This window comes from Agromyces sp. H66 (genome assembly GCF_004959775.1).
Lineage (GTDB): Bacteria > Actinomycetota > Actinomycetes > Actinomycetales > Microbacteriaceae > Agromyces.
In genome coordinates, this window is the sequence record NZ_SJZG01000002.1 from 17,716 (window position 1) to 37,749 (window position 20,034).

Annotated in this window: 20 protein-coding genes; all 20 read left to right on the plus strand. The window is 71.5% G+C overall.

Annotated elements, in window-relative coordinates; genetic code table 11:
• Window positions 1-2: 2 nt before the first annotated feature.
• The 20 genes from ruvX (at window position 3) to metK (ending at window position 20,033) form a co-directional block, all read left to right on the plus strand.
• Window positions 3-479, plus strand: coding sequence for a Holliday junction resolvase RuvX (gene ruvX, locus EZM51_RS03355; protein WP_136706847.1), 477 nt, complete (start codon window positions 3-5; stop codon window positions 477-479).
• A 44-nt stretch (window positions 480-523) separates the two neighbouring features.
• Window positions 524-2,365 carry an endolytic transglycosylase MltG gene (gene mltG, locus EZM51_RS03360; RefSeq protein ID WP_136706848.1) on the plus strand — a complete coding sequence of 614 codons (1,842 nt, stop codon included), beginning with the start codon at window positions 524-526 and terminating at the stop codon, window positions 2,363-2,365.
• Window positions 2,365-3,183, plus strand: coding sequence for a shikimate dehydrogenase (locus EZM51_RS03365; RefSeq protein WP_136706849.1), 819 nt, complete (start codon window positions 2,365-2,367; stop codon window positions 3,181-3,183). Before mltG ends, EZM51_RS03365 begins: the two co-directional genes overlap by 1 nt.
• Window positions 3,184-3,207: 24 nt before the next feature.
• Window positions 3,208-4,428, plus strand: a complete 1,221-nt coding sequence (gene aroC, locus EZM51_RS03370) for a chorismate synthase (protein WP_136706850.1) — start codon at window positions 3,208-3,210, stop codon at window positions 4,426-4,428.
• On the plus strand, window positions 4,421-4,939 hold the full coding sequence (locus EZM51_RS03375) for a shikimate kinase (RefSeq protein ID WP_248305447.1): 519 nt from the start codon (window positions 4,421-4,423) through the stop codon (window positions 4,937-4,939). Before aroC ends, EZM51_RS03375 begins: the two co-directional genes overlap by 8 nt.
• Window positions 4,936-6,021 (plus strand): 3-dehydroquinate synthase, encoded by a 1,086-nt coding sequence (gene aroB / locus EZM51_RS03380; RefSeq protein WP_136706851.1) that lies wholly within the window; start codon window positions 4,936-4,938, stop codon window positions 6,019-6,021. Before EZM51_RS03375 ends, aroB begins: the two co-directional genes overlap by 4 nt.
• Before the next feature lie 20 nt (window positions 6,022-6,041).
• Window positions 6,042-6,485, plus strand: coding sequence for a type II 3-dehydroquinate dehydratase (locus tag EZM51_RS03385; protein ID WP_136706852.1), 444 nt, complete (start codon window positions 6,042-6,044; stop codon window positions 6,483-6,485).
• Between the two features lie 75 nt (window positions 6,486-6,560).
• Window positions 6,561-7,124 (plus strand): elongation factor P, encoded by a 564-nt coding sequence (efp, locus tag EZM51_RS03390; protein ID WP_136706853.1) that lies wholly within the window; start codon window positions 6,561-6,563, stop codon window positions 7,122-7,124.
• Window positions 7,124-7,537, plus strand: a complete 414-nt coding sequence (gene nusB / locus EZM51_RS03395) for a transcription antitermination factor NusB (protein ID WP_136706854.1) — start codon at window positions 7,124-7,126, stop codon at window positions 7,535-7,537. The genes efp and nusB overlap by 1 nt, the downstream gene beginning before the upstream one ends.
• 91 nt (window positions 7,538-7,628) lie before the next feature.
• Window positions 7,629-8,171 (plus strand): bifunctional pyr operon transcriptional regulator/uracil phosphoribosyltransferase PyrR, encoded by a 543-nt coding sequence (gene pyrR / locus EZM51_RS03400; protein WP_136706855.1) that lies wholly within the window; start codon window positions 7,629-7,631, stop codon window positions 8,169-8,171.
• Entirely contained in the window at window positions 8,171-9,121 is a 951-nt protein-coding gene (locus EZM51_RS03405; RefSeq protein WP_136706856.1) for an aspartate carbamoyltransferase catalytic subunit, read from the plus strand. The genes pyrR and EZM51_RS03405 overlap by 1 nt, the downstream gene beginning before the upstream one ends.
• Window positions 9,121-10,464, plus strand: a complete 1,344-nt coding sequence (locus EZM51_RS03410) for a dihydroorotase (RefSeq protein WP_136706857.1) — start codon at window positions 9,121-9,123, stop codon at window positions 10,462-10,464. Before EZM51_RS03405 ends, EZM51_RS03410 begins: the two co-directional genes overlap by 1 nt.
• The gene (locus EZM51_RS03415; RefSeq protein ID WP_136706858.1) at window positions 10,457-11,008 is read left to right on the plus strand and encodes a hypothetical protein; all 552 of its coding nucleotides are present in this window, start codon (window positions 10,457-10,459) and stop codon (window positions 11,006-11,008) included. The genes EZM51_RS03410 and EZM51_RS03415 overlap by 8 nt, the downstream gene beginning before the upstream one ends.
• Window positions 11,001-12,179 (plus strand): glutamine-hydrolyzing carbamoyl-phosphate synthase small subunit, encoded by a 1,179-nt coding sequence (gene carA / locus EZM51_RS03420; protein WP_211195808.1) that lies wholly within the window; start codon window positions 11,001-11,003, stop codon window positions 12,177-12,179. Before EZM51_RS03415 ends, carA begins: the two co-directional genes overlap by 8 nt.
• Entirely contained in the window at window positions 12,179-15,466 is a 3,288-nt protein-coding gene (gene carB / locus EZM51_RS03425; protein WP_136706859.1) for a carbamoyl-phosphate synthase large subunit, read from the plus strand. The genes carA and carB overlap by 1 nt, the downstream gene beginning before the upstream one ends.
• Window positions 15,463-16,341: an orotidine-5'-phosphate decarboxylase gene (gene pyrF / locus EZM51_RS03430; RefSeq protein ID WP_136706860.1), complete on the plus strand. Its 879-nt coding sequence runs from the start codon at window positions 15,463-15,465 to the stop codon at window positions 16,339-16,341. Before carB ends, pyrF begins: the two co-directional genes overlap by 4 nt.
• A complete protein-coding gene (gene gmk / locus EZM51_RS03435) occupies window positions 16,334-17,257 on the plus strand; it encodes a guanylate kinase (RefSeq protein WP_136706861.1) in 924 nt (307 codons plus the stop codon). Before pyrF ends, gmk begins: the two co-directional genes overlap by 8 nt.
• Window positions 17,258-17,320: 63 nt before the next feature.
• Window positions 17,321-17,578 carry a DNA-directed RNA polymerase subunit omega gene (gene rpoZ, locus EZM51_RS03440; protein ID WP_136706862.1) on the plus strand — a complete coding sequence of 86 codons (258 nt, stop codon included), beginning with the start codon at window positions 17,321-17,323 and terminating at the stop codon, window positions 17,576-17,578.
• An 11-nt stretch (window positions 17,579-17,589) separates the two neighbouring features.
• Entirely contained in the window at window positions 17,590-18,843 is a 1,254-nt protein-coding gene (gene coaBC / locus EZM51_RS03445; RefSeq protein WP_136706863.1) for a bifunctional phosphopantothenoylcysteine decarboxylase/phosphopantothenate--cysteine ligase CoaBC, read from the plus strand.
• Window positions 18,840-20,033, plus strand: a complete 1,194-nt coding sequence (gene metK, locus EZM51_RS03450; RefSeq protein WP_136706864.1) for a methionine adenosyltransferase — start codon at window positions 18,840-18,842, stop codon at window positions 20,031-20,033. The genes coaBC and metK overlap by 4 nt, the downstream gene beginning before the upstream one ends.
• The last annotated feature ends 1 nt before the right edge of the window (window position 20,034 follow it).

Consider the following 20,034-nt stretch of genomic DNA (forward strand, 5'->3'; position numbering starts at 1 on the left):
GCATGCGATCGGGCGTGAGGCTCGGCATCGACGTGGGGCGCGCTCGCATCGGCGTGGCCCGGTGCGACGCCGGTGCCCTCCTCGCCGTGCCCGTCGAGACGGTGCCGCGGTCCGCCGAGGGCGACGCCGACGTGCGCCGGGTCCTCGAGCTGGCGGACGAGTTCGGAGCGTTCGAGCTGGTGGTGGGGCATCCGCTCTCGCTGTCGGGGGCATCGACGGCATCGACCGACGATGCGGTCGGCTTCGCCGAGCGGCTGGCGGCGGCGGGCGCATCGGTTCGGCTGGTCGACGAGCGGCTGTCGACGGTGAGCGCGCAACAGGCGCTTCGCGCCTCGGGCCGATCCACTCGCAGCCAGCGTCCGGTCGTCGATCAAGTTGCAGCGGTTATCATTCTGCAACACGCCATCGACACGGAGCGGGCGTCGGGTGCCGAGCCCGGACGGCTGCTCACGACAGACGAAGGGTCGTCCCCCCTGTGACCCACCTTCCTCCCGCCTCGCCGGGCGGCGGACGCGATCGGCCGATGACCCGTCGCGAGGCGCGCGAGGCCGAGCAGCGGAGGGCCGAGCTGCTCGCCCAGCAGCAGCTGGCGCAGGAGCAGGCGGCAGCGCAGGCGGCAGCGCAGGCGGCCGCACAGTCGGCCGCTCCGCCGTGGCCGTCGCAGGCTCCGGCGGGGGAGCAGCCGGGCCCCGCCGCCGCACGGCCCGCAGAGCCCCTCGACGTCCCGCGCAGACCCGTGTACGACCGGGATCCCATACCGCAGTCATGGCCGGGCACGCCGCAGCCGCCGGTGCCGACGGCCCATCAGCCGGCCGAGCAGCAGTGGGCGGCCGAGCAGCAGCGTGCGGCCGAGCAACAGCGTGCGGCCGAGCAGCAGTGGGCGGCCGAGCAGCAGTGGGCGGCCGAGCAGCGGGCCGCCGAGCAGCAGTGGGCGGCTGAACAACAGCGTGCGGCCGAGCAGCAGTGGACGGCTGAGCAGCAGTGGGCGGCCGAGCAACAGCGCGCGGCCCCGTCCCAGCAGCCGTGGGCGGCCGAGCGGCCGGGTGCGGCCGAGCCGCCGGGCGCGGTCGAGCCGCAGCAGTGGCCGGACGAACCGCAGGCGGGACAGTCGGAGACGACGTTCCGCTGGCAACTCGACGACCCCGACCCCTCCGGGCAGCCGCGCGAGCAGCAGAGCGGGTCGCCGTGGGACGAACTGGAGGCCGGGCCGGGCGACCCCGACGACGAGCCGCACGGGCGGCTGAGCCGCGCCGAGCGTCGAGCACTCAAGCGGGATGGGTACGACGACGAGCGGCCACGCCGGAGGGGCGCGTGGGGCTGCCTCGTCGGATTCCTCGTGTTCGTCGCGCTCGTCGCGGGCGCCTTCTTCGTCCTGCAGGGCCCGATCAACTCCCTCATCGAGCGCTTCACGCCCGCCGAGGACTTCGAGGGTGCGGGCACGGGTGAGCTGGTCTTCATGATCCACGAGGGCGACACCGGCGCGGACATCGCGGAGAACCTCGTCGATGAGGGCGTCACCGCTTCCTATGACGCGTTCTACGATCTCCTCCTCGCGCAGACCCCCGAGCCCGAGTTCCACCCCGGCGCGTACCTCCTCGCCGAGCGGATGAGTGCGCAGGCCGCGCTCGACGCGCTCGTCGACCCGGCGAACAAGCTCGAGAACACGTTCGTGATCCAGGAGGGGATGTGGGCGAAGAACGCGCTCGCCGAGGCGGCCTTCGTCACGGGCATCCCCGTCGAGGAACTGCAGGCCGCCGCCGCGAATCCGCAGGCGTACGGCCTGCCGGCCGAGGCCACGACCATCGAGGGCTTCCTGTTCCCGGCGACCTACACGGTCGATCCGAACATCACGGCCGAGGCGCTCGTGAAGATGCTGGTCGACCGATCGTTCGAGGCGCTCGACGCCGCGGGCGTGCCGCCCGAGGACCGGTGGCGCACGATCGTCAAGGCCTCGCTCATCGAGCGTGAGGCGGGCCTCCGCGACGACTACTACAAGGTTTCCCGGGTCATCGAGAACCGCCTGAATCCCGAGCTCTTCGACAGCGGGCTCCTGCAGTTCGACTCGACGGTGCACTACGGACTCGGCGACGACTCGGTCGTGACGACGACCGACGCCGAGCGCGCCGACCCGGCCAACCCGTACAACACCTACGTGCATCCGGGCCTTCCGCCCGGCCCCATCGGCAACCCGGGCGATCTCGCGATCGACGCGGCCATCCATCCCGCCGACGGACCCTGGCTGTTCTTCGTGACGGTCGACCTCGACACCGGCGAGACCGTGTTCTCGGCGACGATCGAGGAGCACGACGCGGCCGTCGAACGGTTCCTCGCGTGGCTCGAGGAACACCCGGAGTACGGCAACTGATGCGCCGGCTCGCCGTGCTCGGCTCGCCGATCGCCCATTCGAAGAGCCCCGGGCTGCATCGCGCCGCCTACCGACGGCTCGGGCTCGACTGGGAGTACACCGCGATCGAGATGCGGGGCGACGGGCTCGCCGAGTTCATCGACGGGCTGGATGCCTCGTGGCGCGGTCTCTCCCTGACGATGCCGCTCAAGCACGACGTGCTGCCGCTCGTGGATGACCTCGACGAGCTCGCGACAGTCACGGGGGCGGCCAACACCGTGCTCTTCGACGACGGCGTGCGCCGCGGATTCAACACCGACGTCGGCGGCATCGTGCGCACGCTCGGAGAGGCGGGTGTCGGCTCGGTGCATCGGGGCGTCATCCTCGGCGGCGGCGCGACCGCGGCCTCCGCCCTCGCCGCGATGGCGGAACTCGGCGCCGCCCATGTGCGGGTGCTGGTGCGCCGCCCGGGCGCGGCCGCCGAACTCGCGAACGTCGGGCGGGGACTCGGCGTCGTGGTCGAGGAGGGGCGGCTCGACGAGCTGGCACGCATCGATGACGCCGAGCTCGTCGTGAGCACCGTGCCCGGCGGAACCGCCCTCGGGGTGGAGCCGCCTGCCGAACTCGCGCGGCGCGCGCCGCTCCTGGACGTGGCGTACGACCCGTGGCCGTCGCCGCTCGGCGCGAGCTGGATCGCCGCGGGCGGCATGGTCGTGCACGGCCTCGGGATGCTCCTGCACCAGGCGCTCCTGCAGGTGCGGATCTTCGTCAACGGCGACCCGTTCGCGGAGTTGCCCGACGAGGACGCCGTGCTCGCCGTCATGCGCGAAACCGTCTGACGTGCCTGTGGAAGGATAGGGAGCATGCTCCGTTGGCTCACCGCCGGAGAGTCGCACGGCCCTGAGCTCGTCGCGATCCTCGAGGGTCTTCCCGCCGGTATCCCAGTCTCGCTCGACGCCATCCGCGCCGACCTCGCGCGGCGCAAGCTCGGCTACGGGCGCGGCGCGCGCATGAAGTTCGAGCAGGACGAGCTCGCGATCTCGGGCGGCGTGCGGCACGGCGAGAGCCTCGGCAGCCCCATCGCGCTGCGCATCGGCAACACCGAATGGCCGAAGTGGCAGGAGGTCATGAGCCCCGAGCCCGTCGACCCGGCCACGCTCGGCCGCGGCCGCGGGGCGCCGCTGACCCGGCCCAGGCCGGGGCACGCCGACCTCGTCGGCATGCAGAAGTACGGCTTCGACGAGGCGCGGCCGGTGCTGGAGCGCGCGAGCGCCCGCGAGACGGCGGCCCGCGTCGCGCTCGGTGCCGTCGCCCGCGCCTTCCTGGGCGAGCTGGGCATCCGACTCGTGTCGCACACGATCGCGATCGGTCCGGTGCGGGTGCCCGACGACCGCCCGCTGCCCATGCCCGGAGACGTCGAGCGTCTCGACGCCGACCCGCTGCGCTGCTTCGATCCCGAGACATCCGCGCGCATGGTCGCCGAGGTCGACTCGGCGCACAAGGACGGCGACACCCTCGGCGGCGTCGTCGAGGTGCTCGCCTACGGCGTGCCGCCGGGGCTCGGATCGTACGTGCACTGGGATCGCCGCCTCGACGCCCAGCTCGCCGCCGCGCTCATGGGCATCCAGGCCATCAAGGGCGTCGAGGTCGGCGACGGCTTCACCACGACCACGCGTCGTGGCTCGGCCGCGCACGACGAATTGCATCAGAGCGACGGACGCATCGTCCGGGCGAGCGACCGTGCGGGCGGCACCGAGGGCGGCATGTCCACAGGCACCGTGCTGCGGGTGCGGGCCGGCATGAAGCCGATCGCGACGGTGCCGCGCGCGTTGCCCACCGTCGACGTCGCCACGGGCGAGGCCGCGCCCGCGCACCACCAGCGATCGGATGTTTGCGCGGTGCCCGCGGCAGGCGTCGTCGCGGAGGCCATGGTGGCGCTCACCCTCGCGAACTCGGTGCTCGAGAAGTTCGGCGGCGACTCGGTGGTCGAGACGCGTCGCAACCTCGAGTCGTACCTCGCCGCCATCCCCGACGCGCTCCTCACCGAGATCGCGACATCGGAGGTCGCGGGCGATCGTGTCTGAGCGGGTGGGGCTCGCCCTGCCGATCGTGCTCATCGGGGCGATGGGGGCCGGCAAGTCCCGGGTCGGGCAGCGGCTCGCGGCATCCGTCGATGCCCCCTTCATCGACACCGATGCGCGGATCGTCGAGCGGCACGGACCGATCGAGCAGATCTTCGCGCGCCGGGGCGAGGAGGCCTTCCGAGCCGTCGAGCGCGAGATCGTCGCCGAGGCGCTGCGCGAGCCGGCGGTCATCTCGCTGGGCGGCGGTGCGGTGCTGCATCCCGACACCCGCGAGGATCTCGCCGGCCTGCCCGTGGTCTGGCTCCGCGTCTCGCCCGAGGCGGTCGCACCGCGTCTCAGCGGGGGCAACCGCCCGCTGCTCGCCGACGGCGGGCTCGCGACCTGGCGTGCGATCCTCGAGGAGCGCACGCCGATCTACCGGTCGCTCGCCGACCTCGACATCGACACGTCGCGTCGCTCGGTCGCACGGATCGTCGCCGACATCGCCGGGCATTTCGGAGGAGCACGATGACCGCAGACGACGATCGCACGACGATCCGGGTCGGGGGCGAGTCGGGCTACGACGTCGTCGTGGGGCGTGGCGTCGTCGCTGAGCTCGGCGACGCGCTCGGACCGTCGGTGCGCAAGGTGCTGGTCGTCCACGCGCCGACCCTCGCGGCGCGTGCCGCCGCGATCCGCGAGGCGTTGCAGGACCGATTCGAGGTGCTGCTCGCCGAGGTGCCCGACGCCGAGGCCGGCAAGCGTGTCGAGGTCGCGGCGTTCTGCTGGCAGATCCTGGGCCAGGCGGATTTCACGCGCAGCGACGCGATCGTGGGGCTGGGCGGCGGTGCGATCACCGACCTCGCGGGGTTCGTGGCGGGCACGTGGCTCCGCGGCGTGCGCATCGTGCAGGTGCCGACCACCGTGCTCGGCATGGTCGACGCGGCCGTCGGCGGCAAGACCGGCATCAACACGAACGAGGGCAAGAACCTCGTCGGCGTGTTCCACGCGCCGGCCGCCGTGCTGTGCGACCTCGAGCTGCTCGACACGCTGCCGCGCAACGAGATCCTCGCCGGGTTCGCCGAGATCGTGAAGGCCGGATTCATCCGGTATCCCGAGATCCTCGACACCATCGAGGCCGATCCGGATGTCGCGACCGATCCGACGTCGCCCGAGTTCCGCCGGGTCGTCGAACTCGCGATCCGGATGAAGGCCGAGGTCGTCTCGGAGGACTTCACCGAGCAGGGGCTGCGCGAGATCCTGAACTACGGGCATACGCTCGGCCACGCCGTGGAGCATGCCGAGCGCTACCAGTGGCGGCACGGCGCGGCGATCTCGGTCGGCATGGCGTTCGCCGCCGAGCTCGGCCGCATCTCGGGCCGGCTCTCCGACGAGGTCGCCGACCGGCACAAGCGGGTGCTGGACCTGCTCGGCCTGCCCACGACCTATCCGGTCGGACGCTGGAACACGCTGCTCGCGACCATGCAGCGCGACAAGAAGGCCCGGGCCGGGCAGCTGCGCTTCATCGTCCTCGACGACCTCGCCAAGCCCACCGTGATGCAGGCGCCCGACCAGTCGTTGCTGTTCGCGGCGTACCAGGAGATCGGGTCCTGACGGGTCGATAGGCTGGCCGGGTGACCACGACGATCCTCGTCCTCAACGGGCCGAACCTCGGCCGACTCGGCACCCGCGAGCCCGAGGTGTACGGCAGCGAGACGCTCGACGACATCGGTGCCGGGCTCGCGGCATCCGTGCCCGATGACGTCGAGATCGACCTCCGGCAGACCGACGACGAGGCCGAGCTCATCGGCTGGATCCACGAGGCGGTGGACCGGCGCCTGCCGGTGGTGCTGAACCCGGCGGCGTTCACGCACTACAGCTACGCGCTCCGCGACGCGGCCGCGCAGCTGAAGCAGGCCGGCGTGCCGCTCGTCGAGGTGCATCTCTCGAACCCGCACACGCGCGAGACGTTCCGCCACACCAGCGTCATCTCGGGCGTCGCGACCGGCGTAATCGCCGGGTTCGGCGCGGACTCGTACCGGCTCGCGGTCGACTGGGTTCTGCGTTCGCGCGGGTGAGTCGACTACACTCGATCAGTCGCACGCCTCCAGCGCGTGCCCTTCGACTTCCTTCGACGATCGGAAACATCACCAATGGCAAGCACCGCTGACATCAAGAACGGCGTCGTTCTCAACATCGACGGCCAGCTCTGGAGCGTCATCGAGTTCCAGCACGTCAAGCCGGGCAAGGGCGGTGCGTTCGTGCGCACGAAGTTGAAGAACGTCGTCACCGGCAAGGTCGTCGACCGCACCTACAACGCCGGCGCCAAGGTCGACATCGAGAACGTCGATCGCCGCGACTTCACCTATCTGTACAACGACGGCGACGGCTTCGTCTTCATGGACTCGACCGACTACGACCAGCTCACCGTGCCCGCGTCGGTCGTCGGCGATGCGAAGAACTTCATGCTCGAGAACCAGCCCGTCACCATCGCGCTGAACAACGGCAACCCCCTCTACGTCGACCTGCCCGCGTCGGTCGTGCTCGAGATCACCTACACCGAGCCGGGCCTGCAGGGTGACCGTTCGACGGGCGGAACCAAGCCCGCCACCGTCGAGACCGGCTACGAGATCCAGGTGCCGCTCTTCCTCGAGACCGGCACGAAGGTCAAGGTCGACACCCGCTCGGGCGAGTACCTCGGCCGCGTGAACGACTAGTGAGCGCCCGCACGAAGGCGCGCAAGCGCGCCCTCGACATGCTCTACTCGGCGGACATGCGCCAGGTGCCGGTCGAGCAGGTGCTCGCGGTCGAGGCCGAGCGCGCCGTGAGCGAGCCCGAACGCCAAGCATCCTGGTTGTACGCACGCGAGATCGTCGACGGCATCGTCGACCACCGCGAGGAGATCGACGAGCTCATCACGACCCACTCGCGCGGGTGGACGCTCGACCGCATGCCCGCCGTCGACCGGGCCCTCCTGCGCATCGGCGTGTGGGAGATCGTCTACAACGACGAGGTGCCCGACCCGGTCGCGATCAGCGAGGCGGTCGAGGCGGCCACGGTGCTGTCGACGGATGACTCGGCCGGGTTCGTCAACGGACTGCTCGCGGCCATCTCGCACGCGAAGGGCTAGCGCCGGCGTCCGAGCACCCCGGCACACGGTAGACTCGTTCGAGTTGACAACCTTTAAGGCCGTCCAGTGAGGCGGAGAAGGGAGTCGGTCCGTGGCACGTGCCGTGCTCAATCAGGCTGACATCACGCGGGCGCTGACCCGCATCTCGCACGAGATCCTCGAGTCCAATCGCGGCAGCGCCGATCTCGTCCTCCTCGGCATCCCGACGCGGGGCGTCGTCCTCGCCCGTCGCATCGCCGAGACCATCGCGCGCATCGAGCCCGATGCGCCGGCCGCCCTCGCGGGCTCGCTCGACGTCACGATGTACCGCGACGACCTCGGGCGCACGCGCACCCGCACGCCCGCGCCCACCGAGGTGCCGCCGGGCGGCATCGACGGCAGGACGGTCGTGCTCGTCGACGACGTGCTGTACTCGGGTCGCACCATCCGGGCCGCGTTCGACGCGCTCGCCGACCTCGGCCGGGCGCGGGCCGTGCGCCTCGCGGTGCTCGTCGATCGCGGACACCGCGAGTTCCCGATCCGCGCCGACTTCGTCGGCAAGAACCTGCCGAGCTCCGCGCGCGAGCGCATCAATGTGCGGCTCAGCGAGGTCGACGGCGACGACGCGGTCACGATCGACGGGGGCGACGACTGATGCGCCACCTGCTCTCCACTCGCGACCTCGATCGCGACGCGGCCGTCGAACTGCTCGACGTCGCCGAGGACATGGCCGCCGTGCAGGAGCGCGAGGTGAAGAAGCTCCCCACCCTGCGCGGCCGCACCGTCGTGAACCTGTTCTTCGAGGACTCGACCCGCACCCGCATCTCGTTCGAGGCCGCCGCGAAGCGGCTGTCCGCCGACGTCATCAACTTCAGCGCAAAGGGCTCGAGCGTCTCGAAGGGCGAGAGCCTGAAGGACACCGCCCAGACGTTGCAGGCCATGGGCGCCGACGCCGTCGTCATCCGCCACCACGCCTCGGGCGCCCCGCAGACCCTCGCGACGAGCGGCTGGATCGACGCGGGGGTGCTGAACGCCGGCGACGGGACGCACGAGCACCCCACGCAGGCGCTCCTCGACGCGTTCACGATCCGACGCCGCCTGCACGGCTCCGCCTCGCGCGGGCGCGGCCTCGACGGTGCGCGGGTCGTCATCGTCGGCGACATCCTGCACTCCCGGGTGGCCCGCTCGAACGTGTGGCTGCTCACCGCGCTCGGCGCCGAGGTGGAGCTCGTCGCTCCGCCGACCCTCATGCCGGTCGACACCACGGCGTGGCCCGCGACCGTCGGCTACGACCTCGACGCGTCGCTCGCCGCATCGCCCGACGTCGTGATGATGCTGCGCATCCAGGCGGAGCGGATGCGGGAGGCGTTCTTCCCGAACAGCCGCGAATACGCGCGCACCTGGGGACTCGACGACGCCAGGTTCGACCGGCTGCCCCCGACTACGATGGTCATGCACCCCGGGCCCATGAACCGCGGGTTGGAGATCGCCGCCCGCGCCGCGGACTCGCCGCAGTCCACGGTGCGCGAGCAGGTCGCGAACGGAGTATCAGTGAGAATGGCCGCCCTCTACCTGTTGCTGTCCGGCGAGCGGGGTGAGGCCTGATGACCGAGCGCTTCCTCATCACCGGCGCCACGCTTCCCACGGGCGAGCGAGCCGACGTACTGCTCGACGGCGGGATCATCGCCGAGGTGGGCAGGATCGCGGATGCCGCGGGCGCGACGGTCGTCGACGCCGACGGGCTCATCGCCCTCCCGGGCCTCGTGGACCTGCACACCCACCTGCGCGAGCCGGGATACGAGCAGAGCGAGACGGTGCTCACGGGCACGCGGGCCGCGGCGGCCGGTGGGTTCACCGCCGTCTTCGCCATGGCGAACACGTTCCCCGTCGCCGACACCGCGGGCGTCGTCGAGCAGGAGGCGAGCCTCGGGCGCGCCGCCGGGTACGCCACCGTGCAGCCCATCGGCGCGGTGACGGCAGGCCTCAAGGGCGAGCAGCTCGCCGAGCTCGGCGCGATGGCGCGCTCGCGCGCGAACGTGCGCGTGTTCAGCGACGACGGCTTCTGCGTCTCCGACCCGCTGCTCATGCGCCGTGCGCTCGAGTACGTCAAGGCGTTCGACGGCGTCATCGCCCAGCATTCGCAGGAGCCCCGGCTCACCGAGGGCGCCCAGATGAACGAGGGCGCGCTCTCAAGCGAGCTCGGCCTCACCGGCTGGCCTGCGGTCGCCGAGGAGTCGATCATCGCCCGCGACGTGCTGCTCGCCGAGCACGTCGGCAGCCGCCTGCACGTCTGCCACGTGTCCACCGCCGGGTCGGTCGAGGTGATCCGCTGGGCGAAGGCCCGCGGCATCGACGTCACGGCCGAGGCGACGCCGCACCACCTGCTCCTCACCGAGGACCTCGTGCGGAGCTACGACCCGCGCTTCAAGGTGAACCCGCCGCTCCGGCGCGCCGAAGACGTCGAGGCGCTCCGCGCCGCGCTCGCCGACGGCACCATCGACATCGTCGCGACCGACCATGCCCCGCACCCCGTCGAGGCGAAGGAGAGCGAGTGGGAGGCCGCCGCCAACGGCATGGTCGGCCTCGAAGCCGCGCTGTCGGTCGTGCACGCCGCCCTCGTCGAGACGGGGCTCATGGACTGGTCGGATGTCGCGCGCGTGATGTCCGCGACCCCGGCACGCATCGGCCGGCTGCACGGCCACGGCGAGGCGATCGCCGTCGGCGCCGCACCCGAGCTCACGCTGTACGACCCCGCCGCGGCATCCGAGTTCGACCTCCACCGCCTCGCGGGTCGCAGCACCAACTCCCCGTATCTCGGGCGCCGCCTGCCGGGGCGCGTCGTCGCGACCTTCCACGGCGGGTACCCGACCTTCCTCGACGGCGCCGTGCGCCCGCAGGACGAGGTCGCCCGCAACGCGGCATCCGTGTGGGGGGTCGAACGTGGATAAGTGGATCGGGGCCGTCGTCGCCGTCGTCATCGTCGGCGTGGCCGCGTGGCTCATGTGGCGGTCGTGGAAGCGCCGCACGGCGCGCGACGAGAGCCTGTCGGCGTTCCCGCCGCCCGCGCAGCACGGCGACCCCATCGTCGCGACGGAGGTGCTCTACGTCGCCACGACGCCCGTCGGCCGGCCCCTCGAACGCCTCGCGGTGCAGGGGCTCGCGTTCCGCGGCGCCGCGCACCTCGAGGTGCTTCCCGAGGGCGTCGTGATCCGGATCGCGGGGGAGCCGGCGATCTTCGTCCCGGCGGACCGCATCGTCTCGGCCGGCCCGGCGACCTACGTCATCGATCGCGGCGTCGAGCCCGAGGGTCTCGTCGCGATCACCTGGATCGTGCAGGTGCACGACCCCGAGGTGGTCGCCCCGCACGTCGACAGCACCTTCAGGGCCCGGTACCCGGGCGACTCGGCTCGCATCATCGCGGCCGTCGAAGACATCGCCGCCGCGCCCATGGCGCCGCGGCCGGAACAGGAGAGCGAGGCCTCGGATGACTGAGACCCTGACCCGCACGCACGACCCCGCGGTGCTCGTGCTCGAAGACGGGCGCCGGTACGACGGGCGTGCCTACGGCGCCCGCGGTCGCACCCTCGGCGAACTGGTGTTCGCGACCGGCATGACGGGCTACCAGGAGACCCTGACCGACCCGTCGTACGCCGGCCAGATCGTCATGATGACCGCGCCGCACATCGGCAACACGGGTATGAACGACGAGGACATGGAGTCCTCCCGCATCTGGGTCGCGGGCTTCGTGGTGCGCGACCCCTCCCGCGTCGTGTCGAACTTCCGCTCGCAGCGGAGCCTCGACGACGACCTGGCGGCGGCCGGCATCGTGGCCATCAGCGGCGTCGACACGCGCGCGATCACGCGGCACATCCGTTCGGCGGGCGCCATGCGTGCCGGCGTCTTCTCGGGGGACGCGGCGTCGCTCACGCACGGCGAGCAGCTCGAACTCGTGCTCGGCGGCGCCGAGATGGAGGGGCTGAACCTCTCGGGCACCGTCTCCACCGCCGACTCGTACACGCTGCCGGCCGAGGGCGAGCGCATCGGATCGGTCGCCGTGCTCGACCTCGGCGTGAAGACCTCCACGCTCCGGTACCTCGCCGAGCGCGGCTTCGACGTGCACGTCGTGCCGCAGACGATCACGGCCGAGGAGGTGCTCGCGATGGCCCCCGACGCGCTCTTCTTCTCGAATGGACCCGGCGACCCCGCGGCATCCGACCGGCACGTCGAGCTGCTCCGCACCACGCTCCGAGAGGGCCTGCCGTACTTCGGCATCTGCTTCGGCAACCAGCTGCTCGGACGCGCGCTCGGCTTCGGCACCTACAAGCTGCCGTTCGGCCACCGCGGCATCAACCAGCCCGTGCTCGACCGCGCCACGGGCCGCGTCGAGATCACGGCGCACAACCACGGCTTCGCGGTGGACGCGCCCATCGACCGCGTGAGCGAGTCGAGCGAGGGCTTCGGCCGCGTCGAGGTGAGCCACGTCGACCTCAACGACAACGTCGTGGAGGGACTCAACTGCCTCGATATCCCGGCCTTCTCGGTGCAGTACCACCCCGAGTCGGCCGCCGGCCCGCACGACGCCAACTACCTGTTCGACCGCTTCCGCGACATGGTCATCGCGAACCGTTCGGAACACGCCGCCACCGAGGGAGACGACGCCTGATGCCCAAGCGCGACGACATCACGAGCGTCCTCGTCATCGGGTCCGGCCCGATCGTCATCGGCCAGGCCGCCGAGTTCGACTACTCGGGCACGCAAGCCTGCCGCGTGCTCCGTGAAGAGGGCGTGCGGGTCATCCTGGTGAACCCGAACCCCGCCACGATCATGACCGACCCGGGCTTCGCCGACGCGACGTACGTCGAGCCCATCACGCCCGAGATCATCGAGTCCATCATCGTCAAGGAGAGGCCCGACGCGGTGCTGCCCACCCTCGGCGGGCAGACGGCGCTGAACGCGGCGATCGCGCTGCACGACGCGGGCATCCTCGCCGAGCACGGCGTCGAGCTCATCGGCGCCAAGGTCGAGGCGATCCGCAAGGGCGAGGACCGGCAGCTGTTCAAGGACCTCGTCGTCGAGGCGGGGGCGGATGTCGCGCGCTCGCACGTCGCGAAGACCCTCGACGAGGCGAAGGCGTTCGCCGAGGACCTCGGCTACCCGCTCGTGGTGCGGCCCTCGTTCACCATGGGCGGCCTCGGCTCGGGCTTCGCGTACACCGAGGAGGACCTCGTTCGCATCGTCACGCAGGGCCTGCAGAACTCGCCCACCACCGAGGTGCTCCTCGAGGAGTCGATCCTCGGCTGGAAGGAGTACGAGCTCGAGCTCATGCGCGACACCGCCGACAACACGGTGGTGGTGTGCTCGATCGAGAACGTCGACCCCGTGGGCGTGCACACCGGCGACTCGATCACCGTGGCGCCCGCGCTGACCCTCACCGACCGCGAATACCAGCGCCTGCGCGACATCGGCATCGACATCATCAGGGCCGTCGGCGTCGACACCGGCGGCTGCAACATCCAGTTCGCCGTGAACCCCGAGACGGGCCGGATCATCGTGATCGAGATGAACCCGCGCGTGTCCCGCTCGTCGGCGCTCGCGTCGAAGGCCACGGGCTTCCCGATCGCGAAGATCGCGGCGAAGCTGGCCATCGGGTACCGCCTCGACGAGATCCCCAACGACATCACGAGGGTGACGCCCGCGAGCTTCGAGCCGACGCTCGACTACGTCGTCGTGAAGGTGCCCCGATTCGCGTTCGAGAAGTTCCCGGCCGCAGACCCGACACTCACGACGACCATGAAGTCGGTCGGCGAGGCGATGGCGATCGGCCGCAACTTCGCGACGGCGCTGCAGAAGGCGCTGCGCTCGCTCGAGAAGCGCGGTTCGTCGTTCCACTGGGGCACGGAGGATCGCAGCGCCGAGGAGCTCGTCGAGGCATCCCGCGTGCCCACCGACGGCCGCATCGTGCTCGTGCAGCAGGCGCTGCGCAAGGGCGCGACCGTCGAGCAGCTGTTCGGGGCCACGAAGATCGACCCGTGGTTCCTCGACCAGATCGTGCTCGTCAACGAGGTCGCCGAGACGATCGCGGCCGCCGAAGCGCTGGACACCGACCTCATCATGCTCTCGAAGAACCACGGATTCTCCGACGCGCAGATCGGCCAGCTGCGCGGCTTCGGCGAGGCCGACGCCCGCGAGGTGCGGCACATCCTCGGCATCCGACCGGTGTACAAGACGGTCGACACGTGCGCGGGGGAGTTCCCGGCACTCACGCCGTACCACTACTCGAGCTACGACCTCGAGACCGAGGTGGAGCCGAGCGACCGGCGCAAGGTCGTCATCCTCGGCTCCGGCCCGAACCGCATCGGCCAGGGCGTCGAGTTCGACTACTCGTGCGTGCACGCGTCGTTCGCGCTCTCGGATGCGGGCTTCGAGACCATCATGATCAACTGCAACCCCGAGACGGTCTCGACCGACTACGACACGAGCGACCGGCTGTACTTCGAGCCGCTCACGCTCGAGGACGTGCTCGAGGTCATCCACGCCGAGTCGCAGACCGGTGAACTCGTGGGCGTCGTGGTGCAGCTCGGCGGCCAGACCGCGCTGGGGCTCGCGAAGGGCCTCGAGGCGGCCGGGATCCCGATCCTCGGCACGAGCCCCGACGCCATCGACCTCGCCGAGGAGCGCGGCCTGTTCAGCGAGATCCTCGATCGCGCCGGCCTCATGTCGCCGCAGAACGGAACCGCCATCGACGTCGCGGGCGCCGTGCACGTCGCGGAGGGCATCGGCTACCCCGTGCTCGTGCGGCCGAGCTACGTGCTCGGCGGCCGCGGCATGGAGATCGTGTACGACTCCGCGTCGCTCGCCGACTACTTCCTGCGCATCGAGGGCCAGGGCATCGTGGGTCCGAGCCATCCGCTGCTCGTCGACCGCTTCCTCGACGATGCGATCGAGATCGACGTCGACGCGCTCTACGACGGCACCGAGCTCTACATCGGCGGGGTCATGGAGCACATCGAGGAGGCCGGCATCCACTCCGGGGACTCGAGCTGCACCCTGCCGCCCGTGACGCTCGGCCGTGCCGAGGTCGACCGGGTGCGCGAGGCGACGCGCGCGATCGCCGAGGGCGTCGGCGTGCGGGGCTTGCTCAACGTGCAGTTCGCGATCGGCGCGGGCGTGCTCTACGTGCTCGAGGCGAACCCGCGTGCGAGCCGTACCGTGCCGTTCGTCTCGAAGGCGCTCGGCATCCCGCTCGCCAAGGCCGCGTCGCGCATCATGGTCGGCGCGACGATCGCCGAGCTCATCGCGGAGGGCCTGCTCCCGGCGTCCGACGGGTCGCGCGTGCCGCTCGACGCGCCGGTCGCCGTGAAGGAGGCTGTGCTGCCGTTCCATCGCTTCCGCACCCGCGAGGGCATCATGGTCGACTCGGTGCTCGGCCCCGAGATGCGCTCGACCGGCGAGGTCATGGGCATCGACAAGGACTTCCCGACCGCGTTCGCGAAGAGCCAGCTCGCCGCGTACGGCGGCATGCCGCTGTCGGGCACCGTGTTCGTGTCGGTCTCCGACCGCGACAAGCGCGCGATCGTGTTCCCGATCCTGCGGATGCAGCAGCTCGGCTACGAGATCGCCGCCACGGCGGGCACCGCCGAGGTCCTGCATCGCCACGGCATCACGGCGCGGGTCGTGCGCAAGTTCAGCGAGGGCCCGTCGCCCGACGCGGCATCCGTCGTCGAACTCATCAACCGGGGCGAGGTCGACGTCGTCGTGAACACGCCGAGCGGCCGGTCGGCGCGCGCCGACGGCTACGAGATCCGTGCCGCGGCCGTCGGGTCCGACATCCCGCTGTTCACCACCATCGCCGAGCTCTCGGCCGCCGTCGCGTCGCTCGGCGCGGTGAGCGGCGGCTTCGAGGTGACGAGCCTGCAGGAGTACGCCGAGCGCCGGGCGGTGACCGCATGAACGGGGTGACCCCGTTCGGCGAGCGGCTCGCGGCGGCGTTCGACGGGTACGGTCGCCTGTGCGTCGGACTCGACCCGCACGCGTCGCTCCTCGACGTCTGGGGCCAGCCCGACACCGCCGACGGCGTGCGCGAGTTCGGCCTCCGGGTCATCGAGGCCGCGGCAGGCCGCGTCGGCGTCCTGAAGCCCCAGGTGGCGTTCTTCGAGCGGCACGGTGCGGCGGGGTACGTCGCGCTCGAGCGGCTCCTCCGCGAGGCGCGCGACGCCGGCCTCCTCGTGATCGCCGACGTCAAGCGCGGCGATATCGGCTCGAGCGTGGCCGCCTACGGCGAGGCGTGGCTCACGCCGGGTTCCCCGCTCGAGGCCGACGCGATGACGATCAGCGCGTACCAGGGGCTCGGTTCGATCGAGCAGGTGTCCCGGTCGGCCGACGCGGCCGGCAAGGGGCTCTTCGTGCTCGCCGCCACGTCGAACCCCGAGGCGGCCGCCATCCAGCGCGCCGTGCTGCAGCAGTCGAGCCGCGCCGGCTCGACGGTGGCGCAGGCCATCACGCACGGCGTGATGGGCTGGAACGAGCGACGGGCGGATGCCGCGGGCGGCGATCTCGGCTCGATGGGCGTCGTGTTCGGCGCGACCGTCGACCTCCGGCTCGCCGGCATCGACACCGACGCCGAGCCGCCGCGCCCGGGACTGCCGGTGCTCGCGCCCGGGTTCGGGCATCAGGGCGCCGAACCCGGCGACCTCCACCTCAGGTTCGGCGCCTTCGCGTCCGGCGTCATCGCGAGCGAGTCGCGATCGCTGCTCGGCGCCGGGCCCGAGGGCATCGGCGACGCCATCGCGCGTCGCATCGACCAGTACGGAGTGGCAATTGGCTGACAGCACGAAGAAGACCACCGCCGCGCCACCCGAGGTGGACCGGGTCGCCGCATCCCGCGCCGCCGTGGCCGCGCGACGCGCCCGCGCCGCCGTGAAGGCCGCCGTGGCCGACGGCTCGCGAAGCCCCCTCGACGTGCTGCGCGAGGCCTACGAGGCGCCAGAGGGCGTCGAGGGGCGCCTGCGCGGCACGGAGTTCCTCACGTCGATCCCGGCGATCGGCGCGACCAAGACCGCCCGCATCATGGACGAACTCGAGATCTCGACCTCCAAGCGCCTGGGCGGCCTCGGCCGGCTTCAACGGCGCCGGCTCCGCCAGTTCGTCGCCGACTGGGTGGCGTCGCACGGCGGCACGGGCGACCGGCTCGTGGTGCTCGCCGGTCCCACGGCCGTCGGCAAGGGCACGGTGGCGTCGTACATCCGCCGGCACCATCCCGACGTCCGCCTGTCGGTGTCGGCGACGACGCGTCCGCCGCGACCCGGCGAGGTCGAGGGCGAGCACTACTACTTCGTCAGCGACGCCGAGTTCGACCGCATGGTCGGGGCGGGCGAACTCCTCGAATGGGCGACCGTGCACAACGCCTCCCGGTACGGCACGCCGCGGCGGCCCGTGGAGGAGGCCATCGCGAGCGGCGACAGCGTGCTGCTCGAGATCGACATCCAGGGCGCGCGGTCGGTGCGGCGCGCCATGCCCGAGGCCACCCTCGTATTCCTCCTCCCGCCGAGCTGGGAGGAGCTCGTGCGCCGCCTGGTCGGCCGGGGCACCGAGAGCCCCGCCGAACAGCAGCGCCGACTCGAGACGGCGCGGGTCGAGCTCGCGGCCGTCGAGGAGTTCGACCACCAGGTCGTGAACGTCGACGTCGGCGAGGCCGCGCAAAAGGTCGTAGACTTGATGAGGCCCCGTAAGGGTCGGCGTTGAGCCGCCCGGGCCCAGAGCTTCGCGCACGCGGTGCGCTCGTCTTTCGTTCTAAGGAGTCTGTCCATGGCTGAGAAGCTGTCCGGCATCATCGATCCGCCCATCGACGACCTGCTCTCCAAGGTCGACTCGAAGTACCAGCTCGTGATCTTCGCATCGAAGCGCGCGCGTCAGATCAACGACTACTACGCGGACCTGCACGAGGGCAGCCTCTTCGACAACGTCGGCCCGCTCGTCGACTCGTCGATCGACGACAAGCCGCTCTCGGTCGCCCTGCACGAGATCAACGAGGACAAGCTCCGCCTCCGCCCCCTCGGCGACTGAGCACGGCACGGATGTCGCCGCTCAACGTCGTCGTCGGCATCACGGGCGGCATCGCGGCGTACAAGGCCGTCGGCGTCGTCCGCGCGCTCGTGCTCGCAGGGCATGACGTCCACGTCGTGCCCACCGAGGGCGCGCTGCGGTTCGTCGGACGTCCCACGCTCGAGGCGATCTCCCGCAACCCGGTGCACGCCGACCTCTACGAGGGCGTGGCCGAGGTGCGGCATGTGGCCATCGGCCAGGCCGCCGACCTCATCGTGATCGCGCCCGCGACGGCCAACACCATCGCGAAGCTGGCCACGGGGCTCGCCGACGACCTGCTCGGCAACACCGTGCTCGCGAGCGAGGCGCCGCTCGTCATCGCACCCGCGATGCACACCGAGATGTGGCGGCATCCGGCGACGCAGGCCAACATCGCCACGCTCCGCTCGCGCGGCGTCACGATCGTCGGCCCTGCGGTCGGGCAGCTCACGGGAGCCGACAGCGGCCCCGGTCGCATGGAAGAACCCGACGTCATCGTCGCGGCCGCGCTCGAGCGCGCCGCGGCATCTGCGCGGCATGATCTCGCGGGCCGGCGCGTCGTGGTGACCGCCGGCGGCACGCGCGAGCCGCTGGACCCGGTGCGCTTCCTCGGCAACCGCTCGAGCGGCAAGCAGGGCGTCGCCATCGCCGAGGCCGCGCGCGCCCGCGGCGCGGCGGTGACGCTCATCGCCGCGAACCTCGAGGTCGGCGAACCGGCCGGCTGCGACGTCCGCCGCGTGTCGACCGCGCTCGAGCTGCAGCAGGCGGTGACCGAGGCCGCCCGCGGCGCCGACGTCGTGGTCATGGCGGCGGCCGTCGCCGACTACCGCCCCGCCGGAGTGAGCGAGTCGAAGATCAAGAAGGACGCGGGCGACGGCGGGCTGACACTCGAGCTCGTGCGCAACCCCGACATCCTCGCCGGGCTCGGGCACGCACCGCACGACGGCACGCTCCTCGTGGGCTTCGCCGCCGAGACGGAGTCCGACGACGAGCGCCTGCTCGACCTCGGGCGTGCCAAGCGGGAGGCGAAGGGCGCCGACTTCCTGGTCGTCAATCGCGTGGGCTGGACCGAGGGCTTCGCCGCCGACGAGAACCGCGTGGTCGTCGTCGGACGGAGTGGCGACGTGGTCGCGAGGGCACATGGCACGAAGATGTCGGTGGCCGACGACATCCTCGACGTGGTTGTCTCGGAACTGGCCACCGCGGCGGCCGCCGCCGATCCCACGGAGGAACACGAGTCCAGATGAGCGCACTTCGCCACTTCACGTCCGAGTCCGTGACCGAGGGGCACCCCGACAAGATCTGCGACCAGATCTCGGATTCCATCCTCGACGCGTTGCTCACCGTCGACCCGAACAGCCGGGTCGCCGTCGAGACGCTCGTCACGACGGGCCTCGTGCACGTCGCGGGCGAGGTGACCACGTCGGGCTATGTGGAGATCCCGGCGATCGTGCGCGATCGGGTGACGTCCATCGGGTACACGTCCTCCGACGTGTGGTTCGACGGGCGTTCCTGCGGCGTCTCCATCTCGATCGGCGCCCAGTCGCCCGATATCGCGCAGGGCGTGGACTTCGCGTTCGAGGCGCGCGAGCGGTCGAGCGACGACGCGCTCGACCGCCAGGGCGCCGGCGACCAGGGCATCATGTTCGGCTACGCCACCCGCGAGACGCCCGAGCTCATGCCGGTGCCGATCTGGCTCGCGCACCGCCTCTCCGAACGCCTCGCCGAGGTGCGCAAGCAGGGCGAGCTCGACTACCTGCGGCCCGACGGCAAGACCCAGGTCACGATCGGGTATGAGGGTCAGGTGCCCCGCACGATCGAGACCGTCGTGGTGTCGACCCAGCACTCCCCGGCCGTGTCGACCGAGCAGCTTCGCGCCGAGGTCGAGGAGCTCGTGATCCGCCCGGTGCTCGACCTGGTCGACCTCGCCCGCGACGACCTCGCTGTGCTCATCAACCCCACCGGCCGCTTCGAGATCGGCGGGCCGCAGGGCGACGCCGGACTCACCGGACGGAAGATCATCATCGACACGTACGGTGGCGCGAGCCGGCACGGCGGCGGGGCGTTCAGCGGCAAGGATCCCTCGAAGGTCGACCGCTCCGCGGCCTACGCCATGCGGTGGGTGGCGAAGAACGCCGTCGCGGCGGGCCTCGCCGACCGGCTCGAGCTGCAGGTCGCGTACGCCATCGGCAAGGCGGCGCCCGTCGGGCTGTACGTCGAGTCGTTCGGCACGGCGCACGTGCCCGACGAGCGAATCATCGACGCGATCCGAGAGGTCTTCGACCTGCGGCCGGCCGCCATCATCCGCGATCTCGACCTGCTGCGGCCGATCTACGCGCAGACCGCGGCGTACGGGCACTTCGGCCGCGAACTGCCCGACTTCACGTGGGAGCGGCTCGACCGCGTCGACGACCTGCGCGCGGCCGCCGGACTCTGAC